The organism is Streptomyces boluensis (genome assembly GCF_009908195.1).
Classification (GTDB): domain Bacteria; phylum Actinomycetota; class Actinomycetes; order Streptomycetales; family Streptomycetaceae; genus Streptomyces; species Streptomyces boluensis.
Genome location: NZ_JAAAHS010000017.1, coordinates 20,858 through 45,598, shown reverse-complemented (window position 1 = coordinate 45,598; position 24,741 = coordinate 20,858). Strand labels below are relative to the sequence as shown.

28 protein-coding genes and 1 pseudogene are annotated in these 24,741 nt (G+C 71.7%); 16 read left to right on the top strand and 13 right to left on the bottom strand.

Features of this window, described 5'->3' with window-relative positions; translation table 11 throughout:
- A partial coding sequence (locus tag GUY60_RS04450; protein WP_161693956.1) for a tetratricopeptide repeat protein occupies positions 1-1,046 on the top strand: 1,046 nt, incomplete at its 5' end.
- Positions 1,043-2,194, top strand: a complete 1,152-nt coding sequence (locus tag GUY60_RS04445; RefSeq protein WP_161693954.1) for a polyprenyl synthetase family protein — start codon at positions 1,043-1,045, stop codon at positions 2,192-2,194. The genes GUY60_RS04450 and GUY60_RS04445, both read left to right, overlap by 4 nt.
- Positions 2,195-2,245: 51 nt before the next feature.
- Here the strand turns inward: GUY60_RS04445 and GUY60_RS04440 are convergent, their stop codons facing one another.
- Positions 2,246-3,508 carry an extracellular solute-binding protein gene (locus GUY60_RS04440; protein WP_161693952.1) on the bottom strand — a complete coding sequence of 421 codons (1,263 nt, stop codon included), beginning with the start codon at positions 3,506-3,508 and terminating at the stop codon, positions 2,246-2,248.
- Between the two features lie 199 nt (positions 3,509-3,707).
- On the opposite strand from GUY60_RS04440, the gene GUY60_RS04435 reads away from it, so the two are divergent.
- Together GUY60_RS04435 and GUY60_RS04430 are read left to right on the top strand one after the other, a co-directional pair.
- Complete coding sequence (locus GUY60_RS04435) at positions 3,708-4,421, top strand: TetR/AcrR family transcriptional regulator (protein ID WP_246234280.1); 714 nt, start codon at positions 3,708-3,710, stop codon at positions 4,419-4,421.
- Positions 4,418-5,182, top strand: a complete 765-nt coding sequence (locus GUY60_RS04430) for a glucose 1-dehydrogenase (protein ID WP_161693948.1) — start codon at positions 4,418-4,420, stop codon at positions 5,180-5,182. Before GUY60_RS04435 ends, GUY60_RS04430 begins: the two co-directional genes overlap by 4 nt.
- A 121-nt stretch (positions 5,183-5,303) precedes the next feature.
- On the opposite strand, the gene GUY60_RS04425 is transcribed toward GUY60_RS04430, so the two are convergent.
- A complete protein-coding gene (locus GUY60_RS04425; RefSeq protein ID WP_161693947.1) occupies positions 5,304-5,957 on the bottom strand; it encodes a TetR/AcrR family transcriptional regulator in 654 nt (217 codons plus the stop codon).
- 156 nt (positions 5,958-6,113) lie between these two features.
- Here GUY60_RS04425 and GUY60_RS04420 point away from each other — a divergent pair, with 156 nt between their 5' ends.
- Positions 6,114-6,512, top strand: a complete 399-nt coding sequence (locus GUY60_RS04420; RefSeq protein ID WP_161693945.1) for a VOC family protein — start codon at positions 6,114-6,116, stop codon at positions 6,510-6,512.
- A gap of 79 nt (positions 6,513-6,591) precedes the next feature.
- On the opposite strand, the gene GUY60_RS04415 is transcribed toward GUY60_RS04420, so the two are convergent.
- The 3 genes from GUY60_RS04415 to GUY60_RS04405 form a co-directional block, all read right to left on the bottom strand.
- Complete coding sequence (locus GUY60_RS04415; RefSeq protein ID WP_161693943.1) at positions 6,592-6,855, bottom strand: hypothetical protein; 264 nt, start codon at positions 6,853-6,855, stop codon at positions 6,592-6,594.
- 129 nt (positions 6,856-6,984) lie between these two features.
- Positions 6,985-7,512: a hypothetical protein gene (locus GUY60_RS04410; protein WP_246234278.1), complete on the bottom strand. Its 528-nt coding sequence runs from the start codon at positions 7,510-7,512 to the stop codon at positions 6,985-6,987.
- Positions 7,513-7,597: 85 nt separating this feature from the next.
- Positions 7,598-7,993 carry a hypothetical protein gene (locus GUY60_RS04405; RefSeq protein WP_161693941.1) on the bottom strand — a complete coding sequence of 132 codons (396 nt, stop codon included), beginning with the start codon at positions 7,991-7,993 and terminating at the stop codon, positions 7,598-7,600.
- 90 nt (positions 7,994-8,083) lie between these two features.
- Here GUY60_RS04405 and GUY60_RS40045 point away from each other — a divergent pair.
- A pseudogene (locus tag GUY60_RS40045) lies at positions 8,084-8,401 on the top strand (helix-turn-helix transcriptional regulator); the annotation flags it as partial.
- A gap of 101 nt (positions 8,402-8,502) precedes the next feature.
- On the opposite strand, the gene GUY60_RS04395 reads toward GUY60_RS40045, so the two are convergent.
- Positions 8,503-9,183 carry a GntR family transcriptional regulator gene (locus tag GUY60_RS04395; protein WP_161693937.1) on the bottom strand — a complete coding sequence of 227 codons (681 nt, stop codon included), beginning with the start codon at positions 9,181-9,183 and terminating at the stop codon, positions 8,503-8,505.
- Between the two features lie 194 nt (positions 9,184-9,377).
- Here GUY60_RS04395 and GUY60_RS04390 point away from each other — a divergent pair, with 194 nt between their 5' ends.
- The 3 genes from GUY60_RS04390 to GUY60_RS04380 all read left to right on the top strand — a co-directional run bounded on the left by GUY60_RS04390 (position 9,378) and on the right by GUY60_RS04380 (position 12,868).
- Positions 9,378-10,712: an MFS transporter gene (locus tag GUY60_RS04390; protein ID WP_161693935.1), complete on the top strand. Its 1,335-nt coding sequence runs from the start codon at positions 9,378-9,380 to the stop codon at positions 10,710-10,712.
- On the top strand, positions 10,709-11,878 hold the full coding sequence (locus GUY60_RS04385; protein WP_161693933.1) for a maleate cis-trans isomerase family protein: 1,170 nt from the start codon (positions 10,709-10,711) through the stop codon (positions 11,876-11,878). The genes GUY60_RS04390 and GUY60_RS04385 overlap by 4 nt, the downstream gene beginning before the upstream one ends.
- Before the next feature lie 84 nt (positions 11,879-11,962).
- Positions 11,963-12,868 (top strand): polysaccharide deacetylase family protein, encoded by a 906-nt coding sequence (locus GUY60_RS04380; protein ID WP_161693931.1) that lies wholly within the window; start codon positions 11,963-11,965, stop codon positions 12,866-12,868.
- A 125-nt stretch (positions 12,869-12,993) separates the two neighbouring features.
- Here GUY60_RS04380 and GUY60_RS04375 read toward each other — a convergent pair whose 3' ends face one another.
- The 6 genes from GUY60_RS04375 to GUY60_RS04350 all read right to left on the bottom strand — a co-directional run bounded on the left by GUY60_RS04375 (position 12,994) and on the right by GUY60_RS04350 (position 17,895).
- Positions 12,994-13,428 carry a peptidase inhibitor family I36 protein gene (locus GUY60_RS04375; protein ID WP_161693929.1) on the bottom strand — a complete coding sequence of 145 codons (435 nt, stop codon included), beginning with the start codon at positions 13,426-13,428 and terminating at the stop codon, positions 12,994-12,996.
- 152 nt (positions 13,429-13,580) lie between these two features.
- Positions 13,581-14,423: a hypothetical protein gene (locus GUY60_RS04370; protein WP_161693927.1), complete on the bottom strand. Its 843-nt coding sequence runs from the start codon at positions 14,421-14,423 to the stop codon at positions 13,581-13,583.
- A 149-nt stretch (positions 14,424-14,572) separates the two neighbouring features.
- Positions 14,573-15,187, bottom strand: a complete 615-nt coding sequence (locus GUY60_RS04365) for a hypothetical protein (RefSeq protein WP_161693925.1) — start codon at positions 15,185-15,187, stop codon at positions 14,573-14,575.
- Between the two features lie 19 nt (positions 15,188-15,206).
- Positions 15,207-16,088 carry an arylamine N-acetyltransferase family protein gene (locus tag GUY60_RS04360; protein WP_161693923.1) on the bottom strand — a complete coding sequence of 294 codons (882 nt, stop codon included), beginning with the start codon at positions 16,086-16,088 and terminating at the stop codon, positions 15,207-15,209.
- A gap of 128 nt (positions 16,089-16,216) precedes the next feature.
- Complete coding sequence (locus tag GUY60_RS04355) at positions 16,217-17,389, bottom strand: hypothetical protein (protein WP_161693921.1); 1,173 nt, start codon at positions 17,387-17,389, stop codon at positions 16,217-16,219.
- Between the two features lie 134 nt (positions 17,390-17,523).
- Positions 17,524-17,895 (bottom strand): DUF6223 family protein, encoded by a 372-nt coding sequence (locus GUY60_RS04350; protein ID WP_161693919.1) that lies wholly within the window; start codon positions 17,893-17,895, stop codon positions 17,524-17,526.
- A gap of 284 nt (positions 17,896-18,179) precedes the next feature.
- On the opposite strand from GUY60_RS04350, the gene GUY60_RS04345 reads away from it, so the two are divergent.
- Together GUY60_RS04345 and GUY60_RS04340 are read left to right on the top strand one after the other, a co-directional pair.
- Positions 18,180-19,358 (top strand): sensor histidine kinase, encoded by a 1,179-nt coding sequence (locus tag GUY60_RS04345; protein ID WP_161693917.1) that lies wholly within the window; start codon positions 18,180-18,182, stop codon positions 19,356-19,358.
- Complete coding sequence (locus GUY60_RS04340; protein WP_312866181.1) at positions 19,355-20,062, top strand: response regulator; 708 nt, start codon at positions 19,355-19,357, stop codon at positions 20,060-20,062. Before GUY60_RS04345 ends, GUY60_RS04340 begins: the two co-directional genes overlap by 4 nt.
- A gap of 49 nt (positions 20,063-20,111) precedes the next feature.
- On the opposite strand, the gene GUY60_RS04335 is transcribed toward GUY60_RS04340, so the two are convergent.
- Entirely contained in the window at positions 20,112-21,011 is a 900-nt protein-coding gene (locus GUY60_RS04335; RefSeq protein ID WP_161693915.1) for a universal stress protein, read from the bottom strand.
- Positions 21,012-21,292: 281 nt separating this feature from the next.
- Here GUY60_RS04335 and GUY60_RS04330 point away from each other — a divergent pair, with 281 nt between their 5' ends.
- The 5 genes from GUY60_RS04330 (at position 21,293) to GUY60_RS04310 (ending at position 24,677) form a co-directional block, all read left to right on the top strand.
- Positions 21,293-21,916, top strand: coding sequence for an Rv1733c family protein (locus GUY60_RS04330; protein WP_446696995.1), 624 nt, complete (start codon positions 21,293-21,295; stop codon positions 21,914-21,916).
- A gap of 52 nt (positions 21,917-21,968) precedes the next feature.
- On the top strand, positions 21,969-22,274 hold the full coding sequence (locus tag GUY60_RS04325) for a DUF1876 domain-containing protein (RefSeq protein WP_161693911.1): 306 nt from the start codon (positions 21,969-21,971) through the stop codon (positions 22,272-22,274).
- 112 nt (positions 22,275-22,386) lie between these two features.
- Complete coding sequence (locus tag GUY60_RS04320) at positions 22,387-23,115, top strand: peptidoglycan recognition protein family protein (protein ID WP_161693910.1); 729 nt, start codon at positions 22,387-22,389, stop codon at positions 23,113-23,115.
- A gap of 113 nt (positions 23,116-23,228) precedes the next feature.
- The gene (locus GUY60_RS04315; protein WP_161693908.1) at positions 23,229-23,585 is read left to right on the top strand and encodes a hypothetical protein; all 357 of its coding nucleotides are present in this window, start codon (positions 23,229-23,231) and stop codon (positions 23,583-23,585) included.
- Positions 23,586-23,726: 141 nt separating this feature from the next.
- Positions 23,727-24,677 (top strand): hypothetical protein, encoded by a 951-nt coding sequence (locus tag GUY60_RS04310; RefSeq protein WP_161693906.1) that lies wholly within the window; start codon positions 23,727-23,729, stop codon positions 24,675-24,677.
- Positions 24,678-24,741 lie beyond the last annotated feature (64 nt).

Here is a 24,741-nt window from a genome sequence, read left to right as displayed (position 1 = left end):
CCCCCGAGTATCAGGGTGCCCTCGGCTCGCTGTCGGTGAACGCGTCCCTGGCCGATGTCCTGGCCAAGGGCATCGCGGAGTTGCGTGCGGCGGAAGCGGCCGGTGAGCTGCAGGAGACGGCGCGGTGCGGGCTCGCCGTCGCCGAGGCGTACCGGCGGCTCGGCCGGGTCGCGGAGGCGGACCTGGCGTGGAAGGCGAGCTATCGGGCGGCCCGTTCGGCGCAGGACCTCGGGGCGATGGCGTGGGCGCTGTGGAGCGGCGGCACGCTCGCCCGCCAGCGGGGCGCGCTGGCCTTGGCGTACCGACTCCTCGGCCTCGCCGCCGAGTTGGGTGAACGTGGCGATGACGTGGTGGCGCGTGGCTACTCGCTCGCCGGGTTGGCGGAGACGGGCCGGATCCAGGGGGACTACGAGGCGGTGCGCGAACTGCACGCGCAGCTCCTCTCCGAGGCGCGCAGGCGCGGCGAGGCGCGGCACACGGTGTGGGCGCTTGAGGGCATAGCTCAGATGCACCGCAACACCGGTTCGTACGACACGGCTCTGGAGCTGTTCGAGGAGGCGGCCCGCACCGCCGAAGCGGCCGACGACCGGCGGGGGCGGGCCTGGGCGCTGCGTGGCATAGCCGATGTGGTGTCCGTCCGGGACGGTGATACGGAGCGTGCCCTCGCGCTGCTCTCCGAAGCCGAACTCGGCTGTCAGCAGATGAACTTGTCGAGCGCGCTGGCGTACAACCACAAGATGCGCGGCAATGTGCTGTACCGCGCCGGGCGGTACGCGGAGGCTCGGGACACGTATACGCGGGCGTTGGGTGAGTTCGCCGCGATGGACGAGCCGCGCGGGATGGCGCTGTCGCGGCTCGGACTCGTCAAGTCGCTGGCCCGGCTGGGCCGGGACCGCGACGAGACCGCTGGTGAACTGGCCGAACTGGGCGCGGACCTGGACCGGATCGGGCTGCGGCACGCGCGGGAGATGGTGGGCAAGGCCGCGGCCGAGCTGGGCGTCGACCCGCTGCCCGCGGGCGCTGCCGGGGAGGGCAGCGGACGATGAGCGCACCCTCGCCCGCGGCGGCGGTCGCGACGACGGTCACCGCGGCCCCTGGTGCACCCGAACTCCTCGCCCGGTGCCGCGAGTTGGTGCGCCCCGAACTCGTTTCGGCGCTCGCGGGTCTCGATCCGTGGACCGGCGAGATGGCCGCCTTCTCGCTCGGCTGGCGCGACGTGAGCGGTGCCCCCGCTCCCGACGCGGCCGAGGGCAAGGGCGTACGCCAGGCTCTCGCGGTCCTCGGCGCCGAAGCCGCCGGAGCGGACGGCGCGGACGCGGTGGCCGGGGCGGTCGCCGTCGAACTGATCCACGCCTTCTCGTTGCTGCACGACGACGTGATGGACGGTGACGTACTGCGGCGCGGGCGGGAGACCGTATGGCAGGCGTACGGCACCGGGCCCGCCGTCCTCACCGGGGACGCGCTGTTCGCGCTCGCGCTGCGGACCCTCGCCGAGGCGCCCACGGTGCACGCGGCCGCCGCTGTTCGGCGCCTGTGCGCGACGCTGACCGACCTTGTGCGCGGCCAGGCGGACGACCTGCTCTTCGAGGCCCGCCCCTGGACGGGGCCTGAGGCCGTGCGGATGCGGGAGTACCGCGTCATGGCGGAGCGCAAGACCGGGGCGCTGCTCGGCTGTTCGGCCGCGCTGGGCGGGCTGCTCGGCGGCGCGCCCGCGGCGACCGTCGAGGCCCTGGACCGGGCGGGCCGGCACCTCGGCGTGGCCTTTCAGGCAGTCGACGACCTGCTGGGGATCTGGGGTGATCCGGCGGTCACCGGCAAGCCCCTGTACAGCGATCTGCGGAACCGGAAGAAGACCCACCCGGTTCTCGCCGCGCTCGCCTCGGGCGGCCGCGCGGGGCGCGAGCTGGCCGAGTTGCTGAACGCGTCGGGACCGCTGGACTCGTCGGACGGGCTGGGCTCGTCGGGCCCGCTGGACTCGTCGGGCCTGCTGGACTCGTCGGGCCTGCTAGGCGCGGGCGCTCCGGCGCGTGCGGCGCAGCTCGTCGTGGATGCCGGGGGCGCCGCCGCCGCGCGGGACGCGGCCCGCCGCGAACTCGACGCGGCGCGCGCCTGCTTGAGCGGAGTCCCACTCGCCCCGCGCGCCGCACAGGAGTTGGACGTGCTGGTGGAGTTTCTGCTCGACCGGGTGGTGTGAGCGCGGGGCGGGGCGGCGCGCCAGGTCATGGTCGACCTCGACGCGGTCCGCTCAGGACCTGGCAGCCGACTCGTTCCTGCTGGCCATCGCCTGCAAGGACCGCAGCACCGTGCCCGGGTCGCCGTCAGGGCGGACCGCGCGGCCGATGTCCCGGCGGATCGCGCTGCGCACCGTGGGCCAGGAGTGCATCGCGGTCGGCTGGAACCGGGCCTCCGGCAGCTGGTCGATGAACTTCTCGAGCCGGTTGCCCGTGGTCGAGGTGACCGCGTCGGCGCCGGACGCGGTCACCGGGAGCGCGGCGGCACCCCCGCCGCCGTAACTCGCCGCCGAGCCCTTGCCGTAGACGAAGCCGAGGAAGTCGGAGCAGGCCTGGCGTCGGCCGTTCTGCCGGAACGCGAGGAACCAGTCGTTGATGCCGACCGGTATGGCCGCGCCACCCTTACGGGCCGGGAACGCCGCGTGGCCGTAACGGAGTTTCATCTGGTCGGCCGCGTCCATGAGGACGGGGTGGGCGAGCATCATGCCGATCTGCCCGCCGAGGAACTGCTCGTAGGCGGCGGTCCGGCTCAGCTTCCCCGGGTCCTTGCCCGCGAGGCCCTCGGCGACCAGGTTGTCCCGGAGCCAGGTCAGGGCCGCGACGTTGTCGTCCGAGAAGAAGTCGTAGCCGCTCGACGTGGTGTAGTCGCCGTTGCCCGCGAGGAGCCAGGCGTACAGCTCGTCCTCCGCCGCCTCGGGCCCGAACTGCAGCCCGTACGGGGTCGGCACCCCGCTCGACCGCAGCGCCTCCGCGACCGTGCGCAGCTCGGTCCAGGAGCGGGGCGGCACGTCGACGCCCGCCTTCTCGAACAGCGCCTTGTTGTAGAAGAGGCGCGGGGTGCTGGCCATCAGGGGGATCCCGTACTGGATCCGGTCGACCTCCCCGGCCTCCGCGAGGGACAGGGTGAAGTCGGACTCGGCCGCGATGCCGAAGAGATCGGACGCGGCGTACAGGAGCTGGTCCTCGGCGTAGCCCGCGAAGAGGTTGGTCTGCGCGATGTCGGGGGCCTTGCCCTGCTCGACCCGGCGGGCGAGGGTCGCGTCGAGCCTGCCGAACGGCACCCGTTCGACGGTGACATCGACCTGCGGGAATTCGCGCTCGAAGCCCTTGACCACGTCGTCCCACTGGTCGCCGATGGCAGCCCCGACGCTCTTGTCGTAACTGGCCACCATCACGCTCAGGGAGGTCCTGGACGCGCCGCCGCCGCAGCCGGCCAGGCCGAGTGCTGCTCCCGACGCGAGAGAAGCCGTCCGGAAGAGGAACCGCCGTCGCCGCACTTGCTCTCGCCACCCCATCGTTCACGTTTGGTTCGCGTTGTCATCCACGGCGACCGTTCGCCGAGTGATCCACGGCGATCGTTCGCCGCGTGGTCCACGGCCGTCGTTCGCCGGGACACCGAGCGGGGGCGATACGGCACTGCGCGCACCCCACTCGTCACAGTGGCAGATTCTGCCACACGGGCATACCATGCCGCGTATGGCCGGGAGCTCATTGAACGAGCGGCGCAAAGCCGCCACTCGTAGGGACATCGCCCAGACCGCGGCCGCACTCTTCGTGGAGCACGGACCGCGGGCCACCCGCGCCGAGGACATCGCCCGCGCGGCCGGGATCTCGCCGCGCACCTTCTTCCGGTACTTCGCGACCAAGGAAGAGTCGGTCACGCCGGTCTTCGCCGAGGGCACACAGCGCTGGGTCGACGCCGTACGCGCGGCGCCTGACGCCCTGTCCGTGCCGGACGCCCTGATCTGGGCGGCCGACACCGCGCTCGACCCGGCGGCCGCGGACCGCGCCGACAGCGTGGCGAACTCCCAGTCGCTCGAGTGGGTGCGCTCCCTGTTGCGCATGGCCGAGGACGACCCGGCGCTCCGCTCCGTGTGGAACGACGCGTGCTTCGCCGCCGAGACGGCCCTTCTCGACGTGCTCGCGGAGCGGTTGGCCGCGCAGGCCCAGAGCTCCGGGTGTGCCCACGGGGAAGATTCCGGGCGTACCGGAGCAAGTCCCGGGCGTACCGGGGGCGATCCGGCGCCGAACCATCTGCGGCTCGCGGCAGCCGTCGCCAGTACGGCGATCCGGGTGTCCGTCGAGTGCTGGGCCGCCACCGACGCACCGGCCGACGGACCGCAGGGCCCCGGTGCCCTGGCGGCCCGCAATTTCGAATCCCTCCGTGAATTTCCTTGGAGCTCCACATGAACGATCTCAGCAACAAGACGGTGCTCATCACCGGTGGCGCCCGTGGCATCGGGGCCGAGGTGGCCCGTACCGCCGTCGCCGGCGGCGCCAATGTGGTCGTGGCCGACCTGCTGGACGCCGACGGCCAGGAGCTGGCGCGCGAGCTCGGCGACCGGGCCCGTTTCGTCCACCTCGATGTGACGTCCGAGGACGACTGGCAGCGGGCCGCCGAGTTCGCCGTGGCCGAGTTCGGCGGGATCGACGGCCTGGTGAACAACGCGGGGATCTCGACCGGTCAGCCCCTGGAGAGCGAGACGGTGGAGCACTTCCGTCAGGTCCTCGACATCAACCTCACCGGTGTCTTCATCGGCATGAAGACCGTCATCCCCGGCATGAAGGAGAACGGCGGCGGCTCGATCGTCAACATCTCCTCGGCGGCCGGCCTGATGGGCCTCGCGATGACCTCGTCGTACGGCGCGACCAAGTGGGGCGTACGCGGCCTCACCAAGATCGGCGCGGTGGAGCTCGGCACGTCGCGCATCCGGGTCAACTCCGTCCACCCGGGCATGACTTACACCCCGATGACCGCCCAGGTCGGCATCCAGCAGGGCGAGGGCAACTACCCGAACACCCCGATGGGCCGGGTCGGCGAGGCCTCGGAGATCGCGGACGCGATCGTCTACCTGCTCTCGGACGCCGCGTCCTACGTCACGGGCGCGGAACTGGCGGTCGACGGCGGCTGGACGACGGGTCCGACCGTGAAGTACGTGATGGGTCAGTAGTCGTACTCAGTCCCGCAGTTGCTTCGGCGCGCGCGTCCCTGTCCGTGATGGCGGAGGGGCGCGCGCGTCGCTGTATGCGGGCCCCGCGCGCATCCGCCACACCTCAGCCATCCGCCGCCCCTCAGGCGACGGCGTACTGACCGAGGGCCGGTTCGAGCATGTCGAAGGCTCTGGCTGCCTCCTCGGTGACGGTTCCGGCGATCTCCTCGTTGGGGCGGTCGGCCAGGGTGAGGTCCTGGATGCGCTGGAACAGGATGCGGTGGACCGTGCCGAGCAGCCCGGCGGCGGTCTGGACGGTGATGTCGTCCGGCGTTGCGTCGACCGCCGCGGCGAGCGCCTCGGCCAAGGCCTGCTCGCGCTGGTCGTGCAGGCCACGCAGGCAGACCGAGAGGGTGGGGCTGTCAGCGATCATGCGGGCGAAGGCGGGGCCGGAGAACCCGGCGACCGGATCCGCGGCCGCGGCGGACTCGTCGAAGGCGCGCCGCAGCGCGGCCAGGGCCGACTCGCCGGAACGTCTTCCGGTCACCGTGCGCGCCAGCGACGCGATGAACGCGTCCTGGTGATCCAGGGCCAAGTCCTCCTTGCGCGCGAAGTAGTTGGTCACCGTCTTCTTGGCGACCCGCGCGGCGAGAGCGATCTCGACGATGGTGGTCCGCTCGAAACCCTGGGCGATGAACAGGCGGGTCGCATGGTCGGAGATGAGCTCCCGCGTCTCCTGCTTCTTCGATTCCCGCAGACCGGCCGGGTGCGCGGGCGATGTCGTGTCGGTAGCCATGAGGCAATCTTACCCCCGTCGCATTTTTACGTTGACACCCTTGAACTACTCGGGCTAACTTTATCCCCGTCGTAAGTTTGCGACGAAGGAACGAAGCCGCGTTCCGACCGGCCACACCGGCCCGCTCCGCGGACCACGCCAATGAGGAGAACTGCCTTGCAGATCACCGCGTCCACCGTCTCGCTCACCGTCGACGACGTCGCCGCGTCCCAGCGGTTCTTCACCACCCACCTCGGATACGTCGAGCAGGCAGCCGCCGAAGGGTTCGCCTCCCTCTCGCGGGAGGACGCCGCGCTGGACATCGTCCTGCTCGCCCGCGGCATCGAGGTCCTTCCCCCTGACCAGCGCGACCAGCGCGCCTCCGGCCTGATCGTCGCCTTCACACTCGCCGGCGGCCTCGATGACGAGGAGAAGCGACTGCGCGACGCCGGCGTCGAGATCACCATGCCGCTGCGTGAAGAGACTTGGGGCGAGCGCCTGTTCCAGATAACCGACCCGAACGGCGTGGTCGTCCAGTTCGTCGAGTGGGCGACACCGGGCGAGGACCAGGCCTGACCGCCACCCCCTCAACTCCCCGGCGCCGACGCCCCGTTGAGTCGTATCCGCAGACCGCTCTCGGCCCGCGAGCGGATGCTTACAGCGGGCGCAGGAACAACGTGCGGGCGTACGCGTCGAAGTCGTCGAGATGTGTGGTCATGAACTCGGCGTCGTCCCCGACGATGTAGAAGGCCACGTCAACTCCGGACTCCTCCACCCGCCAGCCGTACCGGACGGAGGTCATCAGGCCCGCTTCCGCGTCCCGCCAGCGGTTCACGGCACGGAGCCCGTCACCGAGGCGCCCACCGGGGAAGGGCTCGGGACGGAACGGCTCCAACAGGCCCTTGGCGTCGCCGCGCACGATCGCGCGGAGCTCCGTCTCGCGGGAGCCCTCGCTCGCCTCGATGACGGCGAACGCGTGGCGCGGTGGCCGGCCGGGGACGGGGGCGAAGAGGTACGCGTAGTCAACGCCTCGGTGGCGCTCGCCGGTTCAGTCGTCGGCGAGTTGCAGGGCCAGGGCGTAGTGCTCGCCGTCCGTCCCCGCGAGCAGGCTGTCGAAGACCGGTGTGAGGCCGTTGACGGCGCCGCATTCGGTGTCGTGGTTGGTCCACCAGGTGCACTCCGGTCCGAGCAGGGACACCACCCGGTGCGCAGCGCGCTCCGCGACCTCGGCGGACAGGTGCCGGTGGCTCGGCCACAGCAGGTCGGCGCCCGCGACCTGGGCCAGGAACGGGGCGGCGTTGTGCGACTCCACGGGTTCCAGTGCGGCGCAGAGCTGCGGGACGGGCGGCGGGGTGTAGGTGGGCAGGAAGCGCTGCCAGGCCTCGTCCGCCGCTGCCGTGGCAAGCAGTTCGCGGATACGGGCGGCCAGCTCCGGCAGGTCGGGGTCGGCTTCGGTGAACCGGCCCGCTGCCACGAACACCCGCATCGGCGTGGACAGTTCGGACAGGTTCGCTGCCAAGTGGTCCAGTAGCTCAGCAGGTTCAGGGAGGGGTGCCATCTCCATCTCCATCGTCATCGCCATCTCCATCGTCACGGCCGCGAGAAGTCCGGCACCGGCACCAACCGCGAGCCGTTCCGCGGTTTTCAGGGTTCCGGCCGCCTCATGCGGCTTCGTACGGCGGTCGCGGCCGGTTCCAGACCGCGTCGGACCGGCCGACGACGCGCCGGAGTTCGGCGGCGCTTCGGGGTGACATGGCCTGCGTCACGGTGTCCAGGAGGGCGCGGGCTTCGAACGGGTCGCCGCAGCAGTACCAGTACACGTTGCCGAACTCGTCGTCGTGCCAGAGTTCGCGCTCGGGGCGGCGGACGTACTCCTTCCACAGGCGGAGGGCCCTGCGGACGTCTCCTGACTGCAGGTAGTTGCGGGTGCGTTCGAGATGGACGATCTCGGACATCGCGCGCGCCGACAGTCCGTCGATGACCGGCTGTGCCGGTGCGTCTCGTGCCGGGCGGCGGGAGAGGCCCGCCCGTACGCGTCCCGGCCGGCTACGCGGCATGGGCCTTTCGGTTGCTCGTCATGCCGCGCATCGTGCCACGGGGTCACACCGTCTCTCCAGCGAAATTCGGCGCGCGAGGCCGGAGGGACGAGAATCCGGGGCGCGGCGCCCGCCCGTGCGTGGACGGTCGCGGCTCTCGCCGCCGAGGCGGGTGCCTCGCGTTCGGCGTTCGCCCGCCGTTTCACCGCGCTTGTCGGTGAGCCTCCGCTGACGTACCTCACCCACTGGCGGATGGCACTCGCCACCGAACTGCTGTGCGCCGCACCGGTCTTGACGGTTGCGGCCGTGGCGCGCCGCGTCGGTTACCGGGACAGTTTCGCGTTCAGCGTCGCCTTCAAACGGGTCCGAGGGATCAGCCCGAGCACCGTGAGCACGCGCCCGGCACAAGCCGATCCGACACCGAGCTGATCCGACACCGAGACGATCGGACACCAGCTGATCCGGCACCGAGCTGATCCGGCAACAGACCAAGTCAGCCCCGCCCGCGCAAAGTCCGGACGCGGAGACCCTCAGGCCCCCTCCCCCGCCACCACCGTCGGCTCGTCGAAAAGCACGCGTACCGCGACCTCGCGGTAGTGGCGTACGTGGCGCAGGGCGCGGTCGGCGGCCAGGTCGGTGTCTCTGGCCGCGATGGCCTCGTAGAGGGCCCGGTGTTCCTCCCAGACCGTGTCCGGGTCGTCGACCTGCTGAAAGAGCCATCGCATCCGGCCTTCGAGGGGTTGCAGAGTGTCGGCGAGGAGGGTGTTGCCGGCGATCTCCACGATGTGGTGGTGGAAGGACGTGTTGGCGCGGGAGATACGGTCCGGCTTTCCGGTCCTCGTCGCCTTCTCCGCACTGCCCAACAGGCGGCGCAGCGTGTCGAGTTGGGGTTTCTCCGCGCGTTCCGTGGCCCGGCGCACCGCGAGTACCTCCAGTGCTTCGCGGAGGTCGAAGAGGTCGAGGACGTCCTGGAAGGCGAGCTGTTTGACCACGATCTTGCGGGGCGAGGCGGCCTCGAGGAAACCCTCGCTGAGCAGGACCCGGATCGCCTCGCGGACCGGGATGCGCGAGACGTTGAACTCCTCGGCCACGTCCCGCTCCAACAGGCGGTCACCCGGGCGTAGTTGACCGGAGATGATCCGGTCGCGGATGCCCTCGCAGACCTGGTCGCGAAGCCAGCCGCCCGTCTCGCCGGAGCCTGTCTGTGCCATGTGTCCTCCCCGTCAATTCGGACTCACGGTATACCAAAGCCTTGACGCCGGGCAGTCCCGTACGCATTCTTTGGTATGCCATAGCGCCGAACGCGCACGTCATTCGCTTCTCCATCTGTCCATCGGGCCGCCACAGCGGCCCTGGTCAGCATGCCCTTCCGCAGCTCGTCCCCCTGCCGAACAAAGGGTCTGACATGTCGCCAACCAACCCGGCCAGCGTCTCCGACGCGGCCACCGATCCCCCCAGAACCACCTCCGCCGCTCCCACCCGCACCCGCTGGAAGGTGTTCCTGCTCCTCCTGGGCGTGGTCGCGCTCAACTACATCGACCGTGGTTCCGTCTCCGTCGCGCTGCCGCTGATCACCGAGGATCTGAACCTGTCGAAGGAGGTCACCGGCTTTGTGCTCAGCGCGTTCTTCTGGACGTACGCGCTGATGCAGATCCCCAGCGGGTGGCTCATCGACCGGTTCGGGCCGCGCAAGATGGCCGGTGGCGCCTGTATCGGCTGGGGTGTCGCGACCGGTGTCACCGCGGGCGCCACGGGTGTCGGCTCGCTGCTCGCGGCGCGGCTCGCGCTCGGCACGGTCGAGGCGCCGGTGATGCCCGCCGGTGGCAAGCTCAACGCGAACTGGCTGCCCGCGAAGGAACGCGGGCGCGGCGCGGTCCTGATGGACGGCGGTGCCCCACTCGGCTCCGCCCTCGGCGGCCTCGCCATCTCCGGGCTCATCGCCTGGACCGGGAGCTGGCGGATCAGCTTCATCGTGGCCGGTGCGGTGACCGTGGCCGTCGGCTTCTTCGCCCTGAAGTTCCTGCGGGACACGCCGCGCGAGCACCCGGGCGTCAATGACGCCGAGGCCACCCTCATCGAGCAGGCGCACGCGGCCGAGGACGCGGCGGTGCCCGGCGGCGACAAGCCCGCCAAGCTCCGCTCGTACCTCAAGTACCGCTCGTTCTGGGGCATGTGCCTGGGCTGGATGGGCTTCAACGGTGTCTTCTACGGGCTGCTCACCTGGGGCCCGCTGTACCTGTCGGAGACCAAGGGCTTCGACATCAAGTCGATCGGTTGGTCCACGCTCGTCATCTTCGGTGCCGGGTTCGTCGGTGAGCTGATCGGCGGCTGGCTCTCCGACCACTGGCGGGCGCGGGGCGCGAGCGCCAATACGGTCCTTCGCACCCTCATGGGCATCGCGGGTGCGGCCGTGATGGCGGGTCTGCTCGGTGTGGTCCTGGTGCCGGACGCGGTGACCGCGGTCGTGCTGCTCTCCGGTGTGCTGTTCTTCCTGCGCTGGGCGGGCCTGTACTGGGCGCTGCCGTCCACGCTCGGCGGCCGGGCCAACGCGGGCGTCGTCGGCGCCGCGATGAACCTGTCCGGCAACATCGCCGGCATCGTCACGCCCATCGCGGTCGGCTTCATCGTCGGCGGTACCGGTTCGTATACCTGGGCGCTGCTCTACTTCGTCGGCGCGGGTGCGCTGTTCACCGTGTCGTCCCTGGTCATCGACTACTCGAGGAGGCTCGTCGTCCGATGAGCGATCACCGTCCGCTGCGCGTGGGGATGCTCACGCCGTCGTCCAACACCTGTCTGGAGCCCGTGACGTACGGGCTGCTCCGGGGCGCGGCCGGGTCGGTCACCGCGCACTTCGCCCGGGTGCCGGTCACCCGGATCGCCCTGGACACGGGCAGCGACGCCCAGTTCGACCGGGAGCCGATGCTCGCGGCGGCCCGGCAGCTCGCCGACGCCAAGGTCGATGTCCTGGTGTGGAACGGGACTTCGGGTTCCTGGCTCGGCGTGGAGCGGGACCGCGCGCTCGTCGCGGCGCTCACCGAGGCGACCGGTATACCGGCGACGACGTCCACGCTGGCGCTGCTCGACGCCTGCGCCGCGTACGGGGTGAACCGGCTGGGGCTCGCGCTGCCGTACACCCGCGATGTCGCCGACGCGATCGTGGCGACGTACGCGAAGGAGGGTCTGGCGTGCGTGCTCGCCGAGCCGTTCGGCGAGGACGACAACGAGGCCTTCGCGCGGATCCCGGCCACGGACGTGGCCCGCCAGATCGAGGCGGCCGCGACGGACGGCGCGCAGGCCGTGGCGGTCGTGTGCACGAATGTGTACGGCGCCTTCGAGGCCGAGCGGCTCGAACAGGCCCTGGGCGTCCCGGTGTTCGACTCCGTGACGGCCACGCTGTGGCGGGCGCTCGACCTGGCGGGGGCGGCTCCGTCGTGGGACGGGTACGGCACGCTGCTGCGGGACGGCAGCCTGCGCGCGCACGTGCAGTCGGTGCTCACCGATGTGCTCGCGGCGACCGGCGCGGACCGTACGACGTTCCGCGTCGACCTGCCCGCGCACGGTCTGCACGTCGATCTGACGGCGGGCGAGGCGCTGGGCGAGGGCGTGCGGTCGATCCGCCGGGACGCCTCGCTCGACCAGCGCCGCCTGAACACCGTCGAGTGGCTTGAGGCCGAGCGCCGGACCCTGGTCCAGCCGCACTTCCGCGCCGACCCGCACCCGCCGCAGGCGCTCGTCGACGTGTACGGCGTGAACGCCCAGATGCTGTCGCCGGTCGAGACGCGCGGCGAGCTCACCGGGTGGATCTCGGTGCACAGCATGCGCGAGCGCGACTGGACGGAAGCGGACCAGCGGGCCCTTGCCGTCGCCACGGCGGACCTGACGGCACGCGTCTCCGCGACGACCTGACGCCCGCCGCGCCACGCCTCGCCTCGCCTCGCCTCGTAAAGACAAGAACACCCCAACTCCCGTACTTCAAGGAGCACTTCACTCATGGCCAAGGACATTCAGATCGCACTCGGTGTCGATGTGGACGCGGTCGCCGGCTGGCTCGGCAGTTACGGCGGGGAGGACTCGCCCAACGACATCCAGCGCGGTGTCTTCGCGGGCGAGATCGGCACCCCGCGCCTGCTCAAGCTGTTCGAGCGGTACGGGATCCGGACCAGCTGGTTCATCCCCGGCCACTCCATCGAGACGTTCCCCGAGCAGACCCGCATGGTCGTCGAGGCGGGCCACGAGGTCGGCGCGCACGGCTACTCGCACGAGAACCCGATCGCGATGACGCCGCAGCAGGAGGAGGACGTCCTCGCCAAGTCGGTCGAGCTGATCGAGCAGTTCACCGGCCGCAAGCCCAAGGGGTACGTCGCCCCGTGGTGGGAGATGTCCGAGTCGACGGCGGCGCTGCTGCACAAGTACGGCTTCAGCTACGACCACTCGCAGAACTACCGGGACTTCACCCCGTTCTACGCCCGCGTCGGCGACTCCTGGACGAAGATCGACTACAAGGCCGACGCCAAGGACTGGATGAAGCCGCTGATCCACGGCCACGAGGTGGACCTGGTGGAGTTCTGCGGCAACTGGTACGTCGACGACCTGCCGCCCATGATGTTCAACAAGCACAGCCACAACAGCCACGGCTATGTCTCGCCGCGCGCCCTGGAGCAGGACTGGAAGGACCAGTTCGACTGGGTGCACCGGGAGTTGGACTACGCCGTCATCCCGGTGACGCTGCACCCGGACGTGTCGGGGCGCCCGCAGGTGCTGCTGATGCTGGAGCGGTTCATCGAGTACGTCTCCGGGCACGAGGGCGTGTCGTTCGTGACCCTTGAGGACGCGGCCGACGACTTCCGCCGCCGCTTCCCCTTCGAGGGCACGGGGCGCCCCACCGACATGCGGTGACCCGCGACGTGCCGTGTCCCCGGCCGGGTGGGCCGGGGACACGGCGGGTCACGCTCCAGCTCCTCCGACTGCTCAAACTGCTCCGACTGCTCCGACTCCTCCGGCTCTGCGGCCGGTGGGCCGTCTCAGCAGCCGTTCACCCAACGGTGCGAGGAGATGCGGTTGTCGAACTTCTTCAGCTTGCTGATCTGGTCGCTCCGCTCGAGGCAGAAGCTGGATCCCCGGTACTTGGTCTTCGTGTAGAACTTCACGGTGTCGTTCTGGTGCACGTAGCCGGAGTTGACGACCGAGGTGGCCTTGTTGTCTATCTTCGAGCTGTAGTTGCTGTCGTTGCCACTCTTCTTGCCGTGGTAGCCCTGGCAGTTGGACTTCGTCCAGGCGTGCACGTATCCGGTGTTCCGGTTCACGTTCTTGCACTTGGTGACCTGGGCGCCCGCACCCGAGTCGACTACTACGGCCTTGGCCGGGGCAGTCGTCGGTGCGGCCTGTGCGGCCATCGCTCCGGACGCGGTGAGGGCGGCGACGCCCAGTCCGACCAGGGTGAATCGTGTCTTACGCATCTGTCTGTTCCTTTCGAGAACGGATGGTGGTTGCGCGTTACGTACTGTTCTGTCGGTGCTCCGGGCACCGTGATCCGCGCCGGCCGGCCGCGGAAATCTGTGGGTGTACGTGTGGGTGCGCCTACCGGTGCACCTGCCGCTGTTGTGTGCGCTCAGCGCGGGTCGGTGACGATCGTCCGTGCCGTGGAAAGTGCGTGCAGGCGCAGCCGGTTCTGGGTGCTGACCTCGGCGCTGTAGCGCTCGCGCGCGGGGGCGCCGAACTTCCGGTCCAGCTCCTTGGCCACCTCGGCGAGCCCCGTACGACGGGCGCAGCGGGCCTCGGCGACGGCCGTCCTGACCTCGGCGCCGCTCCGTCGCGCCGCTGTCGCCCGGTCCCGTGACTCGCCGGGCGAGGTGTACGGGAAGCCGCGCTCCCGCATACAGGCGGCCCAGGCGCGTTCGGCCCGCAGGTAACGGGGGTGGGCCAGCACTTTCCGCTGGTAGAGGGGGGCGAGGTTGTCGGCGACGACGCGGGCGTGGAACCAGACGGCCCGGTCGCCGTACAGCTTCTGTTCCGCGTGCGCCGAGCAGCCTTCGGCCGGGCTCTGGATGGTCTGCCCGGTGGGCAACGTGTCCTTGAGCACGCGCCGTCCGCTGCCGTCCAGGGCACGGTCGTAGCGCTTCCTCGACTTGGCGGGGAGGCGGGCACGGTAGGTCGCGTTGGGGCCGGCGGTGGGTGCGTCGGGGCCGTATCCGTAGGTGCCGGCCCAGGTGATGTCGTCGACGACGTAGTCGAACTGCCGTGACGCCTCGGGGTCGTTGACGGCCGCGGGCCAGTACCGGAACCCTTGCGCGGCCATGCAGCGCCGTACGAGCTCCTCCTCCGCCTGCCGCACCACGGCGCGCTCGGCGGTGCTGAGCTCACGCACGTGCTCGGCCGCTCCGCACGCGGCAAGGGCGGGCACGAGCAGCAGTCCGCTGACGGCCCGCCCGGCTCTCGGTTCCCCCGTACGCATCCCGTGCTCCCCCGTCGACGTTTCCTCGAGGACGAACGGTGTCGCACCGCCCTCGCCTCACGAACAAGAGCGTGCAGCACGGGAGTTGACCCCCGCGTCCCTCTTCGGCCGGGGCCGAAACAAGGGGCGGGGGTTCCGGTCCCCTGGGGTCAGGGACCGGGCGGGTACGGGGTGGACCGGAAGTAGAAGCTCCGGTGTGGTCGGGCCTTGTCACCGCGTTCATGTGCGGCATCGGAGCGGTCGCCGGGTGCGGACCGTTCTGACAGGGCACGCAGGGTCCGCAGGCCGGCCAGGACGTCGGTACGGTTGTCCGCGACCTTCATCCACGCCGGCAGCCGGGCGAACATGGCGCGCGTCGGCGCCAACCCGCCACGCTCGCGCAGCCGGGCGTCGACGTAGGCGGACAGTGCGTCGACATGCGGTGCGTCGTAGGCCCACAGGACGTGCCCCGCGCAGCGGACCTGCAGCCAGAGCGGACGGTGGAAGAACGGGTCCTCGGTACCGCCGAGCACCGCCCCGACGAGCGCGCCGCCCCGCGCCTCGGGCTCCCACTCCGCGACTCCCCCGCACCGCGCGCAGGCCACGCGACGGGGCTGGAACAGGAGCTCGGTCGAGTGTCTGGGCGCGGGCAGTCCCGGCCGGGGAACCACCACCGCCCGGCCACCGCACCGTTCGCAGACCACAAGGATCCGCCCGGCGAACTGGGCCAGGGAGCCGCCGGGGTCGTGGTGGCGGGCAGGCCCGTCGGGCGATGCGGAATCCATGGGGGTGAGCGCCATTCGCCTACGCGTCGAGGCTGCCGGGCAACTCCCTGAGCCGCGACACCAACAGTTCCGCCTCGTCCGGGTCGGACGGGATGCCGAAGACGTCCGCGAGCAGTGCCGGGACCTCGTGCGGCTCGACGGTCTCCGACTCCGGGGGCCCGGCCGGGCGGTGCGTGGTCCAGGTCAGGGCGTCGAGGGTGTCGTACCGGTCCGTGCGCAGGCGTTGGATGAACGGGCGGGACACGAACGGGGATCGGGGGTGGGTGGCCACGAAGTGGTTACCCATCGCGTAGTCGACGGGGTACTGCGGGGTCTCGGTGAAGACCTGCCGCACCGTCCAGCCCTCCGGGCCCTCCGAACCCTCCCCGCTCTCCGTCGCGTCGGCGCGCTGGTGCACCGCCCAGCCCGGCGAGCCGTGGGTGATGTCCTGCCAGCGCAGCAGGTACGGCCAGGGCCCGGCCTCGCTCAGTGCGCCGTCGACGAGCTCGATGGGTTCCAGAGGGCTGGCGCCGAAGCCGATGTCGTCGAGCCAGCGCGTGCCGTCGACGTCAACGATCAGCATGGCGTGCGTGGTCGGGCGGGGCGTGGTGGAGTCGGCGCCGAGCTGGACCCGCCCGGACACGGCAGTGAAGCTGAATCCCAGCTTCTCCAGCGCGGCGGCGAAGAGCACGGTGTGCTCGTAGCAGTAGCCACCGCCCCCTCGGCGCACCAACTTGTCCTGGACCGACGGCAGATCGATCGGCACCTCGCGGTGCAGGAAGCTGTCGTAGTTGCCCCACCGCATGGTCAGCACATGCGCCCGCTGCAGGGCCCGCAGCGTCTCCAGGGTGGGCTTTCGGTCGCCCTCGTACCCGAGGCGGGCGAGGTAGGCGTCCAGGTCGAGTTGCTCACTGCTCCACATGTGCGGGTCAACCTCGGGGGGTCGGGGGGTATTCCTCGGTCACGGGCTTCGAGCGCCTTTCTCCTTGGGCGTTGCTCCACCTCCAGCCCAGAGCAGCCCAGCCCTGAGCGGCCCAGCCCAGAGCAGGACTACCGGATGTCGAGGAGGGCGACGGCCTCGGTGAAGTCGGCATACGCGGGCTCGAAGGTCCGCGCGGCGACGAGGAACATCGAGCGGTCCGTCAAGGCACGGGCGAGGCGTGCGGGGTCGTCGGGCAGGCGGCGGGCGAGCGCCACGCCTTCTTCGAAGTACGGCTTGAGCCGCTCCTCGAACCGGTAGGGGTGGTCGCCCTCGCGGAGGGCCGCGCGGATGCTGATCCGGCGCTGGGCGTCGGCCAGTTCGGGCAGTCGGCCGGCCTCGCGCAGTCGCGCCGCCTCCGTTTCGAGCCCTGGCAAAGTGCCGAGAAAGGCGTCCCGCGTGTCGCTCGACCATCCGAGGTCGGTGCCGAACGGCGGCATAGGGGACTCGGCGCTCGCCACCGGCTCGTCGCCCCGCCCCGACAGGGCGAACAGGGTGACCCACCACGCGAGGATGCAGCTCCAGTTCTTCGGCTCGCCCGTTGTCGCCAGCTCCTCCAGGACGGTCAGGGCCTCCCGCCGGGCGGCTACGGCGTCCGCCCCGTGCCCGGCGGCCTCGCGCATCCGGGAGAGATGAACCAGCTCCCAGGTGAGGATGGCCAACGCCGTGCGCCGGCCGGTGACCTCGCGCCGGGTCTCGTCAAGGAGCTCGCGGAAGACGGCCGCTGCCGCGTCGTGCAGGCCGGCGCCCTCCAGGTTCGCCGCCCACTCGACCGTGTTCCAGAAGGAGTGCCCCGGTGTGCCGTTCCGGACTGCCCTCTCATTGAGCTCTGCGGCCTCCCGGAAGCGCCCCTCCTCGGCCAGGATCTTCGCCAGCCGCCCGCTCTGTCCGGCCTCGGCCAGTTCCTCGCAAGCCGCACGCCCCTCTGCGCGGCGTCCGAGGGTGAACAGGGCCGACTGGTAGGCGTCCAGCGCCCTGCCCAGCCGCGCTGTCCGGGTCGGCTCCCCGGCCTCGATACTCCGGGCAGCCTCCACAGCCTCGGCGGCCAGCTCCAGGTCCACCTCAGGGTCCCGGCTCCTGTAATTCATCGAGAGGAGCCCGTCGACCAGCTTCGGGATGTACGCCTTCGGGGTCACCTCCGCCAGAACCCGGTACGCGTCGACCTGTTCGGGCAGGCTCACTCGGCCGGAAGCCAGCAGCAGCACGCGGGCCCGCAGCACCGAGTCGTGATCGATCTTCCCCATGTCCCCCCAGTCTCCGGGTGATTCACGAAGGAGATTCTGGGAGTCGAGGAGGGGCCCGGACAAGGCTCACGAACTGTGCTTTCCGCCCTACGAAAAATGCCGCTGCCCTGTCAGGATGGACATGCTCCGTGGTTCTAGTCCCTGTTCACGGATACGGCCACGGACTCGCCGCGACGGGTACGGGCCCATGCGCTTCCGCCCAGAACCCCGCCGATCACCCCCACGATCACCGCCACATAAGCACCGCCCAGGCCATTGCCCGTACCGAGGCCGCCGGAGGCCGTCGTCGCCACCACGGTGCCGAGGGCCACCGCGACCGCCCCCGCCGCCAGGGCCAGTGCCGCCCCGCGGCGGCCGGGGCCGGTGGTGATCCGGCCGGTGGCGCGGGCCAGGGCCAGGCCGCCGATGACGATGCCGGTCAGGCCGAGCAGCGCGGCCACGACGGCGCCGATCCGGCCGGAGCTGAAGGTGTAGATGTCGGCGGCGAGCAGGTGGGGTACGGGCATGGGGTGCTCCTTCAGCTGAGTCAGCTGAGTCAGCTGGGTCAATTGGGTCAACTGGGTCAACTGGGCTTCTGTGACGGGATGTTCATGACTGGACGTGCCCGATGAGCATGCTCGGCGGGCACCCCTCCCCGCGTCCTGCGGCCGCACGCACTTCGGCCTGCCGCCGTCGGCGTACCCGGCTACTACGGGCGCGGCAGGCGGCGCGTACGTACTGCGTGTGCGGTAGTCGGGCGCTCGTCCGGGAGCGGGACTCGGCGGCCGGACGGCCCGGCTAGGGTGCGCGCATGAGCAGAGGGTGGTGGGGGGTTCCCCTCGGGGTCAGGGACGCCGTGGTGGCCGTTGGTGTGGCGGCGGTGCTGCTGGTCACCGGGATGTCAGGGGAACGCGCCGCCGCGCACGTCGACCTGGTCGGGTACGTGCTCCTCGCCTTCGGCGGCCTTGCGCTCGCGTGGGGGCGCCGGGCGCCGGTACCGGTCCTGGCCGTCACCTGGGTGTGCGGGGTGGGGTACCAGGCCGCCGGGTTCGACGTGCCGGTCGTCGCCTACCTGTTCGCGGTGTACGCGGCCGTACGCGCGGGGCACCGCACCGTCACGATCGTCGCGAGTGTGGGCATGCTGGCCGCGCTCCCCCTCGCAGCCATGGCGGCGGGCCTGCACGACACGGGCGAGGCGTTCGCGCGGGCCCGCGGCGCCCTGGAGATCGCCTGGCTGCTCGCGGCCGGCGCCGCGGGTGAGGCGCTGCGGCAGGCAGAGCGGCGGGCCGACGTGGCCGAGCGCACCCGGGAGGAGGCCGCCCGGCACCGCGCCGACGAGGAACGGCTGCGTATCGCAAGGGAGTTGCACGATGCGCTCACGCACCAGATCTCGGTCGTCAAGGTGCAGTCCGAAGTGGCCGTGCATGTGGCGCGCAGGCGGGGCGAGCACGTACCGGAGGCGCTGTTGGCGATCCAGGCGGCCGGGCGCGAGGCGAGCCGCGAGCTGCGCGCGACCCTGGAGGCGCTGCGCGACGACGACACCACACCGCCGCGCGGCCTCGCCGACATACCTGAACTCGTCGCGGGGGCACGGGCGTTGGGCCTCACCGCGACCTTGACCGTCGACGGCGTCGAGGGTGTCGAAGGCGTCGGAGGTGTCGGAGGTGCCGGAGACAACGGAGGACTGCACCACGACGTGCCCGCCGCCGTGGAACGGACCGTGTACCGGATCGTGCAGGAGTCGCTCACCAACATCGCCCGGCACGCGGACGCCGCCACGGCCTCGGTCCGGATCGACCGGCGCCCGGACGCCCTGGCCGTACGCGTCGACGACGACGGCACGGCCACACCGGCCGCCGCCCCGGTGCCGGGGCTCGGGCTGCTCGGCATGCGCGAGCGCGTCACCGCGCTCGGCGGGCGGCTGCGGGCCGAGCCGCGCGGCGAGGGCGGCTTCACGGTGCAGGCCGAACTCCCCGTGGAGCAGGCGTGATCGGCGCGAGCGGTACGGGCGGTACGGGCGGTACGGGCGGCGTCATCAGGGTTCTGCTGGTGGACGACCAGCCGCTCATCCGCAGCGGGTTCCGCGCGCTCCTCGACCTGGAGGACGACATCGAGGTGGTGGCCGAGGCGTCCGACGGCGAGGAGGGCTTCGCCCTCGCCGTGGAGCACCGGCCCGATGTCGCGCTCGTCGACATCCAGATGCCGGTCGTCGACGGCATCGAGGCCACCCGGCGGATCGCCGCGCACCCGGAACTCACCGCGGTGCATGTCGTGATCCTCACCAACTACGGCCTCGACTCCTACGTCTTCGACGCGCTGCGCGCGGGCGCCGCCGGGTTCCTGGTCAAGGACATCGTCCCGGAGGACTTCCTGCACTCCGTCCGGGTCGCGGCACGCGGCGACGCGCTGCTCGCCCCGTCGATCACCCGCAAACTCATCAACCGGTACGTCGACCGGCCCGGCCCCCGGCCCGGCGGAGCGAGCCTGGACGTGCTGACCAGCCGCGAGCGGGAGGCCGTGACGCTGGTCGCGCAAGGGCTGTCCAACGACGAGATCGCCGACCGCATGGTCATCAGCCCGCTCACCGCGAAGACCCACGTCAACCGGTCCATGACCAAACTCGGCGCCCGCGACCGCGCCCAACTCGTCGTCCTCGCCTACGAGTCCGGCCTGGTGACACCGGGCGACGCCTGACGACAGGGGCCTTCGGTCCGCCGGCGTGACCACGGACCACGGATAGCAGCTACCGGGTACCCGCGGCGAAGGCGGGCGGGACGATTTCCACCGGGCAGTGGGCGTGGTGGAGCAGGATGTGCGCGACGCGGCCCAGGGTCGGCCCCGCGCCCAGTGCGCGGCGTGCCCGGCCCATCACGAGCAGGTCGGTGTGGGTACTCGCCTCGACCAGGATCCCGGGCGTGCTCGTGCCCGTCTCGACGTGATGGCTGACGATGAGCCCGGGGAAGAACTCCCGTACGTGGTCGGCGAGTTCCGCGACCTCGTGCACACGCCGACGGGCGATCTCGTCGAGGTCGTCCAGCATGGTCGCGACGCTGCCGACGTGGGCGAGCACGTTCCAGACGCTCACCAGGCGCAGTGCCGCCTTGCGGGCGTCCGCCTCGGCGGCGGCGAGGAGCAGCCAGCCGAGATCCGCACGGCCGTGCACGGCCGCCGTCACCGAGCCCGACTCGGGGCGGTCGCTGTCACCACGGACGACGATCACCGGTACGTCGGCGCGGGTCGCCACTCCCAGGCTCACCGAGCCGAGCATGAGGGCGGCGAATCCGCCGAGCCCCCGGTTGCCCACCACGATCGTGCCGCGGGTGCCGGCCGCCGCCCGGAGGCCGGCCACCGGCTCGCGGCGGTCCAGTTCCTTGGTCACGTCCAGGCTCGGGAAGCGGTCGTGGACCGCCACCTCGGTCTCGATCAGCAGGTCGCGGCCCGCTTCGCGTACTTCTTCGATCGTGTCGCCGCTCGCGTAGTGGGAGCGGCGCGCGGTGTCGTCGGCGTGGACCAGACGCAGGCCCCGCCCGCGGCGGTCCGCTTCCGCGGCGGCCCAGAGCGCGGCAGCGTGCCCGGCGGGCGAACCGTCGACGCCCACGTAGACAGGGCCGAGCTCAGGTCGGGCGGGGATCTCGCTGGCCATGGCTCCTCCTCTGCCGTCGCGGAGCGGTCTCCGAAGGGCGACACCTCTCACGCTGGCACGTCGGTGGGCTCTGCCGGGATGGGCCGTTCGGCCCCGATCGCACCCTGCCCGGCCCCTGCTGCCGGGACCGGTACGGCACCGCGACCGCTCCCGTACGGGTCCCAGGGCCGTTCGGCCCCGTAAAGGTGGCCCCCTCGGCACTGCGGCCCGCCGGGTGCGCGGCGTGATCGTGGGAAGGAACGGCATTCCGGCCACGCTCGGACCAGCTCGGAGGCGTCGCCATGCAGCACCGGACGACCGGGACGGGGGGTAATCCGCTCCGGCGTGACGCCGACCGCACCCGGGCCCGTATGCGTGCCGTCTTCGTACTGAGCTGCCTGGTCGCCGTGGTCGCCGCTGTCCTTCTGGGGCGGGCCGCCTGGGCGGACGGCGAGCGCTCCGCCGTGGAGGTGGCGCGCCATCGGCACCTGGTGACCGGCACGACGGTCAGCGAGACCAACTACCAGACCGGCGGCGATCAGAGCAGCGTGCCGGCCAGCGCCGCGACCGCCACCTGGCACTTCCCCGCTTCCCGGGCGCACACGGAGACCGTGCCCGTTCCGGCGGGCACCCGTGACGGTGACCGGGTCCAGGTGTGGGTCGACGACGAGGGCCGTGAGGCGGGCCCGCCGCCCGACCGGGGCGACACCACGCTGTACGCGGTCGAGGTCGGCGTCGGAACGCTGGCCGGGACCGTGCTCGCGGGCGGCGCCCTCGTCGTCGTACGCCTCCGCCTCCTCGACGCGCGCAGCGCACGGGAATGGGAACGGGAGTGGGCGCGGATCGAGCCGCACTGGTCCGGGCGGCTGCGGCCCGGCCAGGGAGCCGACGACGACGGCCCGGACCCACCGCACCTGAACCCCTGACGCCCCTGGCACCCCCGATCCCCCGCCCACCCGACCTCACCGGAGGTACGTCATGTCGCACAACTCCGAATGGAACACCCACGTCTACCTCGTCGAGGAGGAGCACACGACCAAGGCCCGCGTGGAGCTGGACACGAGTACGACCCACCTCACCGGACGCGGCACCGCGCGCTGCAACCCGGCGGACAAGGACGTGCCCGAGATCGGTGACGAACTCGCGACCGCCCGTGCCATGGAGAATCTGGCGGATCAGCTCAAGCGCGCCGCGTACCACGACATGGGTGCGGCCGGGACCGACCCAAGGCCGCCCGCGCCCGAGCCGTACGGCGGGTGGCTGGACGGGGCCGCCACACGGTGACGGGCCACGGCGGACCACGGCGGGCCGCCCGGCCTCCCGGCAGTCCCCTTCCCGTTCACCCGAATGGCTGGCTCACCTGTGAGGGGCAGGTGGCCGGGCACACGATGGGTCCATGTGGTCCCGCCGGACGATCCTGCTGGGTGCCGGGGTCGTTTCGCTGACCCTGCTGGTGCTGCAGGACGCCCCGTCCCGGCCCGTCCTGCCCACCCGGCCCGAGCCCGCCGCGGTCCGCCCCGTCGCCCCTCGGCCCGCGATCGTCAGCCGGAAGGTGTGGCGGGCGGACGAGGGGCTCGTCAAGGAACGGGCGACCTATACGCACACGGTGAGCGCGGTCTTCCTGCACCACACCGGCCATCCGAACGATTACGACTGCGCCGACGTACCGCGGATGCTGCGGGCGATGCAGCAGGACCATGTGAAGAACGAGGGCTGGGACGACATGGGCTACAACTTCGTGGTCGACCGCTGCGGAACGATCTACGAGGGCCGGGCGGGCGGCGTCACACGTCCCGTGGAGGGGGCGCACACCAAGGGCTTCAACGTGGACACGATCGGCATAGCGGCCCTCGGCACGTTCGGCCCCGGCACGAAGGTCCCACCGGCCCTCGAGGCGGGCATCGCGAAGGTCGCCGCCTGGAAACTCCGCCGGGGCGCCGACCCCCGCGGCACGGTCCGCCTGGTCTCGACGAGCGACGCGAGCACATACCGGAAGGGCGAGACGGCCCGACTCCACGTGATCTCGGGCCACCGCGACAGTTACCAGACCAACTGTCCCGGCAAGGTCCTGTACGGGCGGCTGCCGGCGATCAGGAACGCCGTGGCGGGGTTGCGGGAGCGGTGAGTGTGCGCATGCTGGGTCGGCAACTGCTGTGCGGCGGGGCCGACTTCGGCGATGATCGGGCGGGGGTCCGGACGGGACTCCGGACGGGACTCCGGGCAGAGGGAAGGGACGACGTGACGGCGAGCAGCGGGGGACACCGGGAGCGGGTGGCCCGTCTTGAGCCCCTCATCGACGCGTGCCGGCCGCTGCTCGCGGGTGCCGGGGGCATGGCCGCGGTGCAGCGGCTGCTGAGTGAGCGCGAGGTCGCGGTGCTCGACGCGGTGGTGATTACGCGCGAGCTGCTCGGGGCGGGCCCCGGTGCGCTGGCCGAGGCGAAGGCGGTTGTCCTGACGAGTCCGGGCAGGGGACGCGAACTGCGCGTGCACGAGCAGTTCATGGCCGTCGTGGCGCGGGATGGTGACAGCCATGAGGACGGTGACCGTCGTGCGAGCCGTGCCGGTGACCGGAGCCTGCCGCCAGCGCGTGAATGACGAAGTACCCCCGTACAGCCGCCAGTTGAGCCGCGTCCGCCGTCGTGTCGCGCCCGAGGCGGTTGGGGGAGCACTGATTTCCGGTACGAGGCCGCGCACCGCGACATGCGCCGCACCCCGCCCCGGTGGAGGGTGAGGGGCATGCAGCGCGAGAACAGGCCAGGGAACCCGGAGCGGGACCCGGAGTCGGACGTGGAGCGGGTTCTGGACGAGCTCTACGTCACGGCGCCGACCGGCTTCGTCGCCCGCCGGGCGGAGCTGGCCGCCGAGGCCAAGGCCGACGGGCGGGTGGCGGACGCGCGCCGGATCCGTGCGGCGCGTCGCCCCACCCTCGCGGCCTGGGCGGCGAACCTGCTGCTCCGCTCCCAACCTGCGGACAGCCGACGGTTCCTGGAGCTCGGGCAGGCCCTGCGTACGGCGTACCGGACGCTCGACGCCGACGAGATCAAAGAGTTGTCGCAGCAGCGCGGCCGGGTCGTCTCGGCGTTGGCCGGGCAGGCCGCCGCGCTCGCCCGTGACGCCGGGCACCGGCTGTCCGACGCGGCGGGGCAGGAGGTCGTATCCACGCTGCGCGCGGTCCTCGCCGATCAGGGCGCGGCGGACCTGTGGGCCGCCGGGCGCCTGGAGAGCTCCCTCACTCCCCCGGTGGACTTTCCGACGGACCTGACGACGGGCCTGACGACGGGCCCAGCCACGGACCTGGCGACGGGCCTTTCGACAGACCTTCCGACAGCCGCTCCGGCAAGCACCCCCACCGACGAACTCGCCGAGCGGCGCACCCGTCGTAAGCGGGAGGAGCTCGCCGCCGCCCGCCAGGCCGCCGCGCGGGCCGACCGGCTGCTGCGCCGCGAGCGTGCCGAACAGCAGGACACGGACGCGGCGCTCGGCCGGGCGCGGGAGCGGCACGACCGCGCCCGCGCGGACGTGGCCGCGGCCGAGGAGCGGCTCCGGCGTGCGCGCGCGGAGCTGGAGCCGGCCGAACTCGAGCAGCACGAGGCCGAGGAGCGGGACCGGGCGGCGGCCGATGCCACGGCCCGTGCCGAACGGGCCGCGCAGGACGCCGCGCGGGAAGTACGGCGCCTGAGTGAGTGACACCGGAGGGTTTCTCGGGGAGTGAGACGGGCCGGTTGCCGCCTGCCGCACGGCGTCCACCTGG